Annotated in this window: 14 protein-coding genes and 1 tRNA gene; 12 read left to right on the forward strand and 3 right to left on the reverse strand. The window is 60.5% G+C overall.

Going from position 1 to position 14411, the window contains the following annotated elements; translation table 11 throughout:
* Positions 1 to 328: 328 nt before the first annotated feature.
* The 10 genes from ACXAG8_RS15415 (at position 329) to speB (ending at position 11425) form a co-directional block, all read left to right on the forward strand.
* Entirely contained in the window at positions 329 to 1600 is a 1272-nt protein-coding gene (locus tag ACXAG8_RS15415) for an imelysin family protein (protein WP_475228130.1), read from the forward strand.
* A 155-nt stretch (positions 1601 to 1755) separates the two neighbouring features.
* The gene (locus ACXAG8_RS15420) at positions 1756 to 2049 is read left to right on the forward strand and encodes a (2Fe-2S)-binding protein (RefSeq protein ID WP_475228138.1); all 294 of its coding nucleotides are present in this window, start codon (positions 1756 to 1758) and stop codon (positions 2047 to 2049) included.
* A complete protein-coding gene (gene bfr / locus ACXAG8_RS15425) occupies positions 1997 to 2482 on the forward strand; it encodes a bacterioferritin (protein WP_475228145.1) in 486 nt (161 codons plus the stop codon). Before ACXAG8_RS15420 ends, bfr begins: the two co-directional genes overlap by 53 nt.
* Before the next feature lie 16 nt (positions 2483 to 2498).
* On the forward strand, positions 2499 to 3989 hold the full coding sequence (locus ACXAG8_RS15430) for a di-heme oxidoreductase family protein (protein ID WP_475228151.1): 1491 nt from the start codon (positions 2499 to 2501) through the stop codon (positions 3987 to 3989).
* A 3-nt stretch (positions 3990 to 3992) separates the two neighbouring features.
* Positions 3993 to 5003 carry an imelysin family protein gene (locus ACXAG8_RS15435; protein ID WP_475228158.1) on the forward strand — a complete coding sequence of 337 codons (1011 nt, stop codon included), beginning with the start codon at positions 3993 to 3995 and terminating at the stop codon, positions 5001 to 5003.
* Between the two features lie 3 nt (positions 5004 to 5006).
* Positions 5007 to 6095, forward strand: a complete 1089-nt coding sequence (locus ACXAG8_RS15440) for a DUF1513 domain-containing protein (RefSeq protein ID WP_475228165.1) — start codon at positions 5007 to 5009, stop codon at positions 6093 to 6095.
* A 99-nt stretch (positions 6096 to 6194) separates the two neighbouring features.
* Positions 6195 to 8084 (forward strand): biosynthetic arginine decarboxylase, encoded by a 1890-nt coding sequence (gene speA, locus ACXAG8_RS15445; RefSeq protein WP_475228172.1) that lies wholly within the window; start codon positions 6195 to 6197, stop codon positions 8082 to 8084.
* A gap of 23 nt (positions 8085 to 8107) precedes the next feature.
* A complete protein-coding gene (locus tag ACXAG8_RS15450) occupies positions 8108 to 9331 on the forward strand; it encodes a saccharopine dehydrogenase family protein (RefSeq protein ID WP_475228178.1) in 1224 nt (407 codons plus the stop codon).
* An 85-nt stretch (positions 9332 to 9416) separates the two neighbouring features.
* Positions 9417 to 10586 carry a carboxynorspermidine decarboxylase gene (gene nspC, locus ACXAG8_RS15455; RefSeq protein WP_475228184.1) on the forward strand — a complete coding sequence of 390 codons (1170 nt, stop codon included), beginning with the start codon at positions 9417 to 9419 and terminating at the stop codon, positions 10584 to 10586.
* Complete coding sequence (gene speB / locus ACXAG8_RS15460) at positions 10583 to 11425, forward strand: agmatinase (RefSeq protein WP_475228191.1); 843 nt, start codon at positions 10583 to 10585, stop codon at positions 11423 to 11425. Before nspC ends, speB begins: the two co-directional genes overlap by 4 nt.
* 22 nt (positions 11426 to 11447) lie before the next feature.
* On the opposite strand, the gene lptF is transcribed toward speB, so the two are convergent.
* Together lptF and ACXAG8_RS15470 are read right to left on the reverse strand one after the other, a co-directional pair.
* Positions 11448 to 12587: an LPS export ABC transporter permease LptF gene (gene lptF, locus ACXAG8_RS15465; protein ID WP_475228197.1), complete on the reverse strand. Its 1140-nt coding sequence runs from the start codon at positions 12585 to 12587 to the stop codon at positions 11448 to 11450.
* A gap of 150 nt (positions 12588 to 12737) precedes the next feature.
* A tRNA-Trp gene (locus ACXAG8_RS15470) sits at positions 12738 to 12813 on the reverse strand.
* A 143-nt stretch (positions 12814 to 12956) separates the two neighbouring features.
* Between ACXAG8_RS15470 and ACXAG8_RS15475 the strand changes: the two genes are divergently transcribed.
* On the forward strand, positions 12957 to 13661 hold the full coding sequence (locus ACXAG8_RS15475) for a lysophospholipid acyltransferase family protein (protein WP_475228200.1): 705 nt from the start codon (positions 12957 to 12959) through the stop codon (positions 13659 to 13661).
* A 70-nt stretch (positions 13662 to 13731) separates the two neighbouring features.
* Here ACXAG8_RS15475 and ACXAG8_RS15480 read toward each other — a convergent pair whose 3' ends face one another.
* Positions 13732 to 14190 (reverse strand): GFA family protein, encoded by a 459-nt coding sequence (locus tag ACXAG8_RS15480; RefSeq protein WP_475228206.1) that lies wholly within the window; start codon positions 14188 to 14190, stop codon positions 13732 to 13734.
* Here ACXAG8_RS15480 and ACXAG8_RS15485 point away from each other — a divergent pair.
* Positions 14189 to 14411, forward strand: a 223-nt coding sequence (locus tag ACXAG8_RS15485; protein ID WP_475228213.1) for a hypothetical protein, incomplete at its 3' end; no start/stop codon positions are given. The genes ACXAG8_RS15480 and ACXAG8_RS15485 overlap by 2 nt on opposite strands.

Below are 14411 nucleotides of genomic sequence, written 5' to 3' on the forward strand. Positions count from 1 at the left end.
GCACCAACAAGAGAATCACGGCGACCATTTTAACTTCTTTGTAACGTTCCGCAACGATGGCAACCCCAGGACAGACCCGCTGGATATGGGGAGTTGGACTGGCACCGATTCGACGACGCAAACGCCCAAGGCCTTTTCTCGGCCCCTTCTTTTGATCCATTGGCCTGAATTGGGGTATCCAAAATGCATCTTAATCAAGGCCATGCGACAATTCTGACAATAAAACTCAGGTTGACTTGACTGACAAATTCACTCAGTTTTCCCGCAGCGCCGCCCAACCGAGGGCGGAACACAGAAAATTTGTATCTGACAGGAAAGACCACGCCCCATGACCAAACTATTTACAGCGGCTAGCGCATTGACGCTGTGCGTCGCGACCGCCGCATTTGCCAGCGACGCCCCCTCGAAGGCTGATGTTCTGAACACCTATGCCGATATTGCCGAAGCGAAATATGACGACAGCCTGATCTCGGCCAAGACGCTGCAGGCCGCAGTGAACGCCCTGATCGCCGAGCCGTCGGATGCCACGCTGAACGCGGCCCGCGCCGCCTGGGTTGCGGCTCGGGTGCCATATCAGCAAACCGAAGTGTATCGCTTTGGCAATGCGATTGTCGACGACTGGGAAGGCAAGGTGAATGCCTGGCCGCTGGACGAGGGTCTGATCGACTATGTTGACGCGGCATATGGCGGCGCGACGGACGAAAACGAATTTGCGGTATTGAACGTCATCGCCAACCCCAGCTTCGAGCTGTCGGGCGAGACCATTGACGCAAGCAAAATTACCCCGGAACTGCTGGGTGAAACCCTGCACGAGGCGGACGGCATCGAAGCAAATGTCGCCACCGGCTACCACGCCATTGAATTCCTGCTGTGGGGCCAGGACATGAACGGCCATAACGCGGGCGCGGGCAACCGTCCCTGGACCGATTACGCGCAAGGTGATGACTGCACCGGCGGCAACTGCGATCGCCGCGCAGAGTACCTGTCTGCCGCGACCGAACTGCTGATCAGCGACCTGGAATGGATAACCGCCCAATGGAAAGAAGGCGGCGCGGCCCGCGCGGCCCTGACCGAGAACGAAGCCGCAGGTGTCAGCGCGATCCTGACCGGCATGGGATCGTTGTCCTATGGGGAACAGGCAGGCGAGCGCATGCGTCTTGGCCTGATGCTGAACGATCCCGAAGAAGAGCATGACTGTTTTTCGGACAACACCCACAACAGCCACTATTACGATGGTCTGGGCATTCAGAACGTCTATCTGGGCGAATATGTCCGCATCGACGGCACCCCGGTTTCGGGGGCATCCCTGTCGGACCTGGTGATCGCGGCAGACCCTGCGCTGGACGTCGAGATGAAGGCCAAACTGTCAAACACCATGCAGGCACTGGGTCGCCTCAAGTCGACCGCCGAAGCCGGTTTTGCCTATGACCAGATGCTGGAAAGCGGAAACGTCGGCGGCGAAGCCCTTATCATGGGTGGCGTCAACGGATTGGTCGACCAGACCAAGACCATCGAGCGTATCGTCGCCTTGCTGGAGCTGGACCAGATCGAATTCGAAGGCTCCGACAGCCTGGACAACCCCGACGCGGTTTTCCACTAATCACCGGCGGCCGGCCCTGTATGGGCCGGCCTGCCTTTGGGCCAGTTGGTTCTGCCCCTTTGCCCCGGTTCAGCGTTGCACGACCAAATTTCAACTGGACCAATCGCGTTTAACTTACTATTTAAGTCAGATAAGCCGCCGCGGGTCGAGTCGCCATGATCGTATGTCACTGCACAAACATTTCTGACACGGAAATCCACGCCGCAATCGACTGGATGCGCGCCGCCGACCCCCGCGCCATCATCACGCCCGGCAAGATCTACCATGCGCTTGGCAAGTCAGCGGATTGTGGCGGGTGCATGCCCCTTTTTCTGGACACCATGCGTTCAAGCGATAATCTGGAAGTCCCCATGCAACTCCGTGCGTTGCGCACCGGAGTAACTCAGGAGAATTCAGATGAAGGGCGACCCGAAGGTCATCGAATACCTAAACAAATCCCTGCGGCATGAACTGACGGCTGTCAGCCAGTACTGGCTGCACTATCGGCTGCAAGAAGATTGGGGCCTTGGCAACATGGCCAAGAAAAGCCGCGAAGAATCCATTGAAGAAATGGAGCACGCGGACAAGCTGATCGAACGGATCATCTTTCTGGAAGGCCACCCCAACCTGCAGAAACTGGACCCGCTTCGGATCGGTCAAACGCCCAAGGAAACACTGGAATGTGACCTGGCTGCGGAAATCGATGCGCGGGCCCTGTATAAGGAAGCGCGCGAATACTGCCAGAAAGCCGGAGATTTTGTGTCGATGGCCCTGTTCGAGCAGTTGATGTCCGACGAAGAGGGACATATCGACTTCCTCGAAACACAGCTTGATCTGTACGAAAGGATTGGCGAAGCCAACTATGCGCAGCTTAACGCGTCGACAATGGACGAGGGAGAGTAACCTCGGACCGCTTGTGGTGGCCGCCCTGGTGGCCACCCCATCCCTGGCGACCGAGCTAGGGGACAGTCACCTCAACATCTTGCCGCGCACCGATGCCGAACGGGACCGTATCGCGGCTGTCACGGCACCCCCCAGCGATTTCAGCGCGCCTCAGGCCTTTGAAACCCTGTCGGGTGGCGCGGCCACGGTCCGGGTGCGTTCGGATGCGGATGCGTTTTCACAGCCATCAGGCAACCTGAGTTTCGAGCAAGAGCTCGACTTCAAGGTGGGCAACGGTCTGTTCAAGAAAATATGGGTCTCGTCACCCTCTTCGACGCTGGCCTCGGATGGGCTTGGTCCGCTGTATAATGCCCGATCCTGTCAGCGCTGTCATATCAAGGATGGGCGCGGCCACACGCCATCGGGTCCCGACGACCACGCAATTTCTATGTTTCTGCGCGTCTCGGTCCCCGGCGGCCCCGATGACGGGTTTGCCGAAATCGACGACTATATCGCAACGGCACCGGACCCGACTTATGGCGGGCAGATGCAGGATTTCGCCTTGGCGGGGCATCCGGCCGAATACCGGTTGGACGTGACTTATGACCCGGTCACCATCACCCTGTCGGAAGGCGAAAACGTCACGCTGCGGCGCCCCAGCTACAAGGCTGCCGATCTTGGATACGGGCCCTTGCACCCCGACGCCATGCTCAGCCCGCGGGTCGCCCCGCAAATGATCGGCCTTGGGCTTTTGGAAGCGATCCCCGTGGACGAGTTGCTGGCCCGGGCTGACCCGGACGACCGCGATGGCGATGGCATCTCGGGGCGCCCCAATATCGTCTGGGCCATCGAATTCGGCACCCCGATGATGGGGCGGTTCGGGCACAAGGCCGGCATGCCCACGATCATGGACCAGTCCGCGGCGGCTTTTTCCGGCGATATCGGAATTTCCAATCCGCTTTATCCCGCCCCGCATGGCGATTGCAGAGATGCGCAGACCGGCTGTGTTTCCGCGCCGCATGGCGACGGCGATGTACGCGGGTTCGAGATCGATCAGGTCGGCATGGACCTTGTGGCCTTTTACAGCCGGAACCTTGGCGTACCGGCCCGTCGCGACGTGGATGACCCGCAGGTTCTGCGCGGCAAAGAGGTGTTTCATGCAACCGGCTGTGCCGCATGCCACACGCCGTCGCATGTCACGCACCGGATGCCCGACCGCCCCGAACATAGCTTTCAACTGATCTGGCCCTACACGGACCTTTTGCTGCACGATATGGGCGAAGGCCTGGCCGATCACCGCCCCGAGGCACGCGCCACCGGGCGGGAATGGCGCACCGCACCCCTGTGGGGTATCGGGCTGACCAGGCAGGTATCGGGCCACACGCAATTCCTGCATGACGGGCGGGCACGTTCCTTGCTCGAAGCCATCCTGTGGCACGGCGGCGAGGCTCAGCCCGCCCGCGATGCCGTGGTTTCGATGCCCAAAGCCGACCGCGACGCCCTGATCCGATTCCTGGAGAGCCTCTGACCCATGCGCACCCTAGCCACTCTTGTCCTGCTTTCACTTCCAGTAACCGCTCTTGCGCAGGATCGCGGCCCAATCCTTGCTGAAATAACCGAGGCCCATATCCTGCCCCGGTTTGCAAACCTGTCGGACACCGCAAGCAGCCTGGCATCCACGGCGCAGGCGGATTGCGTGCCGGAATCGCCGGCGTTGCGGGCTGCCTATGGCGCGGCATTCGACAGCTGGATTTCCGCCAGCCACCTGCGTTTCGGACCGACCGAGACCGGCGACCGTGCCTTTGCACTGGCCTTCTGGCCCGACACCAAAGGATTCACACCCAAGACCCTGTCGCGGATGATTGCGGATGCCGATGGCTCCGTTGACGACCCGGCGGCATTTGCCCAGGTCTCGATTGCAGGTCGGGGGTTCTTTGCGCTTGAACGCATGCTGTATGATCCCGGTTTTGCCGACCAGGGACAGGCGACCTATCGCTGTGCACTGATACAGGCCATGGCCGCCGACATTGCGCGCAACGCCGATGCGATCAATGCCGATTGGCAGGGCTATGCCGCGTTGATCATGCATCCGGGTGACGGCAGCCCTTACCGGTCTGGCGATGAAGCGATGCAAGAGCTTTACCGCGCCCTTACGACCGGGCTGGAATTCACCGCCGACACCCGGTTGGGGCGTCCCTTGGGCACCTTCGACCGGCCGCGCCCCAACCGCGCCGAAGCGCGTCGATCCGAAAGATCGCTGCGGCATGTCGAACTGTCCCTTGCCGCGCTGAAGGACCTGGCGCTGCGCTTGTCCGCAGATCACCCCGAAATCGCATCGCGTCTGAGCCAGGCATTTGACGCCGCAACCAAGCGCGCTCATGCCCTTGACGATCCAGCCTTTGCCGGGGCCGGAACCCCGCAATCGCGCCTTCGGATCGAAGCGCTTCAGCAGTCGATCAACGACATTCGCGAAATCGTGTCGACCGAACTGGGCCCGACATTGGGGATCAGCGCCGGTTTCAACTCTTTGGACGGAGACTGATCGGTGACCAGCAGGCGCCAATTTCTGGCCGGACTTGCAGCAGCCAGCCTTGCCCCCATCCGCGGCTGGAGCGCCGCGGGGGCCCCGGATTTTCTGGCGGCGGCCCTTTTTCCCGATGGCCTCTACCGGCTGGCCGGGCTCAGCCAGCATGGCGAGATTCTGTTCACCCTGCCCCTGCCTGAACGTGGACACGCGGCGGCAGCACATCCCGAACTGGCGCAAGCCGTCGCATTCGCACGGCGGCCCGGAACCTTTGCGGTTGTCGTCGACTGCATCTCGGGGACCGAAATCGCGCGGCTGACCGCGCCGGCGGGGCGGCATTTCTATGGTCACGGCGTGTTTTCGCAGGACGGTCGACTGTTGTTCACCACGGAAAACAACTTTGACGCCGGTGAAGGGATGATCGGCCTTTGGGACGTGGCAAACGGTTATTCCCGGATCGGGTCCTTTTCTTCGGGCGGGGTCGGGCCGCACGACATGGTCCTGATGCCCGATGGGGCGAGCCTGGCTATTGCCAATGGCGGGATTGAAACCCATCCCGACAGTGGCCGAACCAAGCTTAACCTGCCGGTCATGCAGCCCAACCTAACCTATTGCGACCTTGAGGGGCAGATCCTGGAACAGGTCGTACTTCCCCGAGACATGCACAAGAACTCGATCCGTCACCTAGCGCTTCGGCGCGACGGCCTGATCGCCTTTGCGATGCAGTGGCAGGGGTCGGTGACACAGCACCCTCCGCTGCTGGGGCTGCACAGGCGCGGCACGCAGGCCCGGCTGCTGTCGGCCCCGGACGCCGCCCAAAGCACCGTGCAGGGCTACGCTGGCAGCGTCGGGTTTTCGCCTGACGGCCACGGCGTTGCAATCACCTGCCCGCGCGGTGACGCGCTGCACCGGTTTGACACCGACACCGGGGATTTCACCGGGTCTTTCACGCTGGGGGACGTCTGTGGCCTTGGCACGGCGTCGGACGGGCTGGTCTTTACCACCGGCACCGGCCAGATCGGTCGGCTTACCGCGACCAAGGCGACCATAACCGCACAGGCGCCATGCCAGTGGGACAATCACCTTGTCCCGATCGGCCCGACAAACTGACACGTCGGTCAGGTAACATAGTTTACACTTGGACGAATCATGACCCTGCCGTATTGGCAGGCTCGCAACTGACTGCCTTATCAGCAAGGATCGACCTGATTGAAACAGACGCCCGATGCACCGCATTCCATCTATGGGGTTGAGAAATGGGGCAAGGACCTCATCGAGGTGACAGAGCAGGGCGAGATCGGCCTGCGCAATCCTCTGGCGCCCGACGCGGCGGCAATCAGCCTGCCTGGCATCCTCAGCGACCTGGACGACCGCGGCATCAAGGCCCCGATGATCCTGCGCGTCAGTTCATACCTGGAACACGAGATCGCGCATATCAACGAAAGCTTTGCCGAAGCGATTGCGCGCACCGAGTATAAGGGTAGCTATCGCGGCGTTTTCCCGATCAAGGTAAACCAGCAGGCCCAGGTGATCGACCGGATTGTCGAATTTGGCAAAAAGTACAGCTATGGGCTTGAAGCGGGGTCAAAGCCCGAACTGGTGATTGCCCTGGCACATCGCCTTGCACGCGAGGCGCTGATCGTTTGCAACGGCGTAAAAGATGCCGAATTCATCCAGCTTGCCATCCTCAGCCGCAAGATCGGCTTCAATACCGTGATCGTGCTGGAAAGCCCGAAAGAGGCCGACACGGTGATCGAGGTCTACAATGAGCTGGGTATCGAGCCCCTGATCGGCGTGCGCGTCAAGCTGACCAACCAGATCAGCGGCAAGTGGGAGGAAAGCTCGGGCGACCGATCGGCTTTTGGCATGAATACCGACCAATTGGTTGCCGCTGTGGACAAGCTGAAGGCGGCGGGGCTGCTGCATTGCCTGAAACTGCAACACTCGCATCTGGGCAGCCAGGTGCAGGACGTGAACGATGTGCGCCGCGCTGTTGGCGAAGCATGCCGTTATTATACCGAACTGACGCGTGAGGGCGTGCCGCTGACCCATCTGGACCTCGGCGGCGGCATGGGCGTCGATTACACAGGCGAAAAGAAGGCCGCCGAGAACTCGATCAACTACACGGTCGAGGAATACTGCGCCAACGTGGTCGAAACCGTGGCCTATGCGATGGACGAGGCCGAGGTCGCGCACCCGACGCTGGTCACCGAAAGCGGGCGGGCGGTGGTGGCGACTTCGGCGATGCTGGTATTCAACGTGCTGGAAAGCACGCTCTACGACGCACCAAACGGGCCAAAGGTCGAGTCGGACGATCATCATATGGTCTCGGACCTCGCAGCGGTGCACGATTATCTCAGCAGTGACCGGTTGCAGGAATGCTGGAACGACGCCACCTTTTATCGCAACGAACTGCGCGCCCTGTTCAGGCGCGGCTATGTCGACCTGCGCCAGATGGCGCGCGCCGAACGCATCTACCTGTCACTGATGGCGCGCCTGAAAGCGCTGGCCGCCAATGATGATTTGGACACGGATGTGGACGACCAGCTTGAAAAAGTGGCCGATATCTACCACTGCAATTTCTCGCTGTTCCAATCCCTGCCAGATGTCTGGGCCATTGACCAACTGCATCCGATCGTGCCGCTGCAAGGGCTGAACCAGATCCCGGATCGCCGCGCGGTTCTGTCTGACATCACCTGCGACAGCGACGGCAAAATCGACCGGTTCATCCTGGCCGACGGTGTCTCACCCAGCCTGCCTGTACATTCCCTGCCCGACGCGGGGGAATATTTCATGGGCGTCTTTTTTGTCGGCGCCTACCAGGAAACGCTGGGCGATCTGCACAACTTGTTCGGCGACACCAATGTCGTCACCATCGACCTGCGCGCCGATGGCGGGTTCGACCTGCTGCATGAACAAGAGGGTGACACGATCAGCCAGGTCCTGTCTTACGTTGAATTCGACCCGCAGGACTGCGTCGCCGCCTTCCGTAAAATGGTGGACGAGGCGATCTCGACCGGTACTCTGCAAGCCAAGGACCGCAAAACCCTGATGAGCGCCTATCGCGACTCGATCAACGGCTACACCTATTACGAATAACCCCCTGAGAGGAGGCGACCCCCATGGGTACTTTGAGTGGAAAAACACTGGTTGTCGGCGCGGGCGGCGTATCCCACGCCGCCGTGCACAAGATGGCGATGAATTCGGACATTTTCACCGAAATCACTCTGGCCAGCCGCACGAAATCGAAATGCGATGCCATCGCAGCAGCCGTCAAGGACCGCGTCGGCGTCGACATCAAAACCGCAGAACTGGACGCCTACAAGGTCGAAGACACGGTCAAGCTGATCAAGGAAACCGGGGCCGAGATCCTGGTGAACCTCGCCCTGCCCTATCAGGATCTGGTGTTGATGGATGCCTGCCTTAAGGCCGGTATCCACTACCTCGACACCGCGAATTACGAACCCGAGGACGAGGCCAAGTTCGAATACCACTGGCAATGGGCCTATCAGGAGCGGTTCAAAGAGGCGGGTCTGACTGCCATCCTCGGCTCGGGCTTCGATCCGGGCGTGACATCCGTCTTCGCCACATGGCTGAAGAAACACAAGCTGGACACGATCCGCCAGATCGACGTGCTGGACGCCAATGGCGGCAGCAACGATCAGGAATTCGCCACCAACTTCAACCCGGAAATCAACCTGCGCGAAGTGCTGGCCGAAGTGCGCCACTGGGAAGGCGGCGCATGGAAACACTCCCCCGCCATGACCCACAAGGTCGAGTTCGACTTCCCCGCCATCGGCCCCAAGAACATGTACCTGATGTATCACGAGGAACTGGAATCGCTCAGCACCCACTTCCCCGAGATCGAGCGCGCCCGCTTCTGGATGACCTTCGGCGACGCGTACATCATGCACGCCAAGGTGCTGGAAAACGTCGGCATGACCCGCATCGATCCGGTGATGCATGACGGCAAGGAAATCATCCCGATCCAGTTCCTGAAAACCCTGCTGCCCGATCCCGGCGATCTGGGCGCGGAAACCAAGGGCAAAGCCTGCATTGGCGACATCGCCACCGGTCAGGCCAAGGACGGCTCGGGCGAGAAGACCTATTACATCTACAACATCTGCGACCACCAGGAATGCTACGCAGAGGTCGGATCACAAGCCGTCAGCTACACCACCGGCGTCCCCGCCATGATCGGCGCGGCACAGGTGCTCAAAGGCAACTGGGCCCAGCCGGGCGTCTGGAACATGGAACAGCTCGACCCCGACAACTTCATGGACATGCTGAATGAACACGGCCTGCCATGGCAGGTCCACGAACTCGACGGCCCCGTAGAATTCTAGATCCAGACCTTCATCTGGCCAAAAATATCCCGGGGGGTCCGGGGGGCAGCGCCCACCGGCCTCTCCACAATCCGAGGCACCGGACATGTCCGACATGATGACCACCCAAGCCGGCGACGCCGGAGCCTTCCGCAATTTCGACCTCAGCCGCGTACCCACACCCTGCTTCGTGGTTGACGAAAAAGCCGTCGAACGGAACCTGACGATCCTTGCGGATATCGGGAACCGGTCCGGCGCACATGTCCTCAGCGCGCTCAAGGCCTTTTCCATGTTCTCGCTGGCCCCGCTGGTCCGCCAACATCTCGGCGGCACCTGCGCCAGCGGCATCTACGAGGCGCGGCTGGCCCGCGAGGAATATGGCGGCGAAGTTGCCACCTTCTGTGCCGGGTACAAAGACGCCGACATGGACGAGATCCTGTCGCTGTCCGATCACATCATCTTCAATTCTCCGGTCCAGAAAGACCGCTTCCTTGCCAAAGCCCAAGCCTCAAATGTTCAGGTCGGCCTGCGCATCAACCCGGAACATTCCGAAGGCGAGATCCCAAAATATGATCCCTGCGCCCCCTGCTCGCGCCTGGGAACACCCGTCAGCCAACTGACCCAGGCCACCCTGACCGGAGTAGACGGGTTGCACATGCACACGCTCTGCGAACAGGGGTTCGAACCGTTGCAGCGCACGTGGGCAGCGGTTGAACCAATACTCAAACCCTTCCTCGGCCAACTCAAATGGCTGAATTTCGGCGGTGGCCACCATATCACCCGCGACGACTACGACCGTGACGGGCTAGTGGAATTCATCAAATCCATCCGAACGACATACGGCATCGACGTCTATCTCGAACCCGGCGAGGCCGTTGCGCTGGACGCGGGCATTCTGGTTGGCGAAGTCCTCGACCTACCCACCAATGGCATGACCCTTGCCATTACCGATATCTCGGCCACTTGCCACATGCCTGACGTGATCGAAGCCCCCTATCGCCCCGCCCTGATGGACGAGGCCGAGGCGGGCCACACCTATCGGCTGGGCGGGCCTTCATGCCTCGCGGGCGACGTGATCGGCGATTACACATGGAACAAGCCGCTTGCGATAGGTCAGCGTTTTGCCTTCCTGGATCAGGCGCATTACTCGATGGTCAAGACCAACACGTTCAACGGTGTTCCTCTGCCAACCATCGCCCTGTGGAACAGCGAAACGGACGAGCTGAAAATCATCAAACAGTTCGGCTATGACGACTTTAAGGACCGCCTTTCATGAGCATTTTCCTCGACAGTGAACTGACCGAAGCTGAGCGTTCGGAAGACGCGCGTTTTCGCGTGATCCCGGTACCGCTGGAGCGGACTGTCTCTTACGGATCGGGCACAGCCAAGGGCCCCGAGGCGATCATCGAAGCCAGCAATGAGCTGGAGCGCATCACCGGCCATGCGGAACCCTGCGTCGAGGGTATCTTCACCGAACCCCCCGTGGACTGCCAGGGCCCCTTGCCCGAGATCATGGACCGTCTGGCCCAGCGCACCGAAGCCGCCGTGCGCGCGGGCAAAGTGCCGGTGACACTGGGCGGAGAGCATTCGCTCAGCTACGGCGCGGTGATGGGTGTGGCGCGGGCGCTGAACCAGCCCGTCGGCATCGTCCAGATCGACGCCCATGCCGATTTGCGCGATGCCTATCAGGGTGAGAAACACTCTCACGCCTCGGTCATGCATCTGCTGGCCTCGGAAGGCATCCGGCTGGCCCAGTTCGGCGTCCGCGCGTTCTCGACCGAAGAGGCCAAAAGCCGGCTGAAAAACCACGTTTTCCACGTGGATGCCGAAGACCTGGTCACCGGCAATATCCACGCGGTCGACCTGCCCGCGGATTTCCCCGAACTGGTCTATGTCAGCTTTGATGTCGATGGGCTGGACCCGTCACAAATGCCCGCGACCGGCACGCCGGTGCCCGGAGGGCTGGGATATTACCAGGCGCTGCGTCTGGTCGAGCACGCCTTGAAGGGCCGCAAATGCGTGGGCTTTGACGTGGTCGAACTGGCCCCCGACGGCAATGCCGCCTGGGACTTTACCGCCGCACAGATCGTGTATCGCCTGATGGCGGCGTGCTGAGGGCCTAATTCCGGCGCAGCTTTCAAGCCGGTACCGCGCTGGATGTCTTGCCGTTGTTTCTTTTCCGGATCAGGGGGCGCCCGGCAAACAGCAGGAACAGGCTGGAAATCGCAAGCCCCGCAACCGCGGGCAGATAAAGCAGAATCCACAACCGGGGGTCGTCAATGACCACCGGCGAAACAAAGCCGCGGACACCTTCCAGCAAAACCAGTATCGTGAAGGCCCCGAAAATCTGCGGCCACAGGCCAAAACGCGAAAAACTGCCCAGCATCAGCGTCGAATACCCGGCCATGGCCACAGCAATGCAGATCGCGATCCAGGAAAACCGCTGATGCAGTTCTTCGATCAGCTGCCCCCTGCCATAGGCGGTCGACGCGGCAAGGCCATCAATATTCGTGATCAGGTCCAGGGTCGCGATCGCTTCGAGACTTTGTTGGTTCAAATCGCCCTTGTTGGTCAGTTCTGAGATGTCATAGGACGCGTCATCAAACAGGGTCGAAGACAGCGTCCTGCCCTGTTGATCCAACCTCAGCGCAACCCCGTCCAACATAACAAGGTGAATACCTGCATCATTGTTCACCAGATAGGCCGTCGTGCTGGAATAGCTGGTCGGGTTGGCCTTGTCCCGGCGGTCCGAAACGAACACCTCGTGCAGCGTTCCATCCAGGTCGATCCTGCCGATATAGACCGTTACCCCCTTTGACGGATGCAGGAACTCGCCTTCGTTCAGCAATTGCGCGGTGACGTCACCTGCCACCTCGGCCTGTCGCCGTTCCAACTGATCGACCGATGCCGGGCGCAGGAACACGCTGATGATCGCCATCATCAACCCGGCCACCAGCCCAAACAGCAATACAGCCCGCGCCAATCGCCAGGGGCTGGAGCCCGTCGCCAGCATGACCGTAAGCTCGCTTTCCCTGCTCAGACGGTTGGTTGCATAGACGGCAGCGGCGAACACCGCCATCGGCATGACCGTCCTGATCAAGGTCGGCAGCGTCAGCGCCGTGAACTCAAGGAAAACCATGGCGGACTGCCCGCCGCTGATAACCCGGTCAAACAGGCTGACCGAGCGCGTGATCCAGAAAACACCCACCAAAACCAGCGTGAAAAAGCCAAAGAGCACCAGCAGTTGCCGCAGGAAATACCCATCAAAACGCGACATGAGACCTCATTTTGGTGTTCGAACCTGACGGGACACTAAGCCATTCGGCGGGCATAGGAAACCACGTTGCCGGTCAATTGCGCCCCCGCAACGCCACGACCTGCCCCTTTTACAGGAGCCGCAATGACAGATCAGCGGATTTTCTGGAAATGGCAGGGGCAGCAGGGTTCGAACCCGCGACCTACGGTTTTGGAGACCGTCGCTCTACCAACTGAGCTATACCCCTGTGATGCGCCCCCAGATATGCCAGCGGCGCGGCGGACTCAAGAGGCTTTTTCACATTCCGCCGCGCAAGCGCCCCGGACAAACCCGTTGCGCATGGCGCGCAGTTCTATAAGACAAAGATCGGCCAGCAGAAGGACCCTGCCATTGAGTCTCCGCAAACGAATCGCCAACAGCGAAACCGTGTTGAACTGGGCTGCCCGGCGGATTGCGGGATATATCCGGATGGTTCACCGCAACACCAGCTGGCAGCGCATCGGATACGAAGACCTGGACCGGCTGGCAGAACAGGGCGAGCCTGTCATCGTGGTCCTGTGGCACCAAAGGCTGGCGCAGTCGCCCTATTTCTACCCGCTCGACAAGGGCCGGATCTGTTCGATCACCTCGGCCGCGCGCGCCGGCAGCATGGTCGGTCGGGTGCAAACCCTGTTCGGCATGGATACGATTGCGATGTCCAGCCACAAACGACACGTCGCCCTGTCTCGCGAGGTGCTGGGCAAGATGAAACAGGGGATTTCAATTGGCATTGCCGCCGACGGGCCACGCGGGCCTGAACGCGTTTCCTCGACGGTTCCCCTGATTTGGGCGCGGACGTCCGGAAAGCGGGTGTTCGGCATTACGTACTCGACTCGTCACGGGCGCGAGGCAGGCACCTGGGACCGTCTGCTTATGCCCCGACCCTGGCGCAACACCGGGGTTTTTCTGTGCCGCGAATGGACAGAGCCCGTTCCGCGCAAGGCAAGCGAGGCACAGATGGAAGACTTGCGCCAGAGCCTTGAACGGCACATGAACGACATAACCGCCGAAGCCGATGAAATCGTCGGGCGCACGCCTTGGGAACACAAGGGCTGACACCGCCCCAATTGTTCAGAGTTTTGCGGGGCCATCGTGAATTTCCCCTTCCCCGGCTGTAACGGGCCTGTCAGCCTGACCGCCACCGGGAATAGTCCGCCATCAGGGCCTGCAATTCTTCTGGCGTTTCCGGGTAACGGGTATAGCTGTGAACAGCAGGCACGTGGGCCCAGGGCATCTTTTCGCTCGTCATCACTTCGACAAAAGGCGCAAAATCGGCGGCATCATCCAGAACCGAACTCCGCAGGTTGACCCGCGGTCCTGCGGCGTCGATCCGGGTAAAGACGAAATTCAGGCAGGATCGACAGTAATAATGCGCGCGCCCTTGGGTTCCGCGTCCGCCGTCTACCAAATCCCCGGTGCAGGTAAACCCGTCGCGCGGAAACATCGTGGTCAGGGAAAACGCGCTTGCGCTTAGTTTTTGGCAATCACGGCAATGGCAGGCCAACGTCAAAAGCGGTGATCCGGCGATACGGACATGCACCGCTCCGCAAAGGCACGACCCTTTCAAGGGATGTTGTGTGGCCATGATTTCTGCCCTTTCTTATGGCCGCGAACCGGGCACGGTCCGCATCACCAACGACACTGACGGGCGCTGTGACCGGCGACAAACAAAAAAGGCCGCCCCGGTTTGGAGCGGCCTTCTTTCATTCAAAGGTGTGGGCTCTCATTGCTCTTTCAGAGCAACTGCCGCCCACCGCTTTCCAAAATTATTCGATAATTTTGGAAACGACACCAGCGCCGACGGTG

The organism is Ruegeria sp. ABD4_443 (assembly GCF_056160865.1).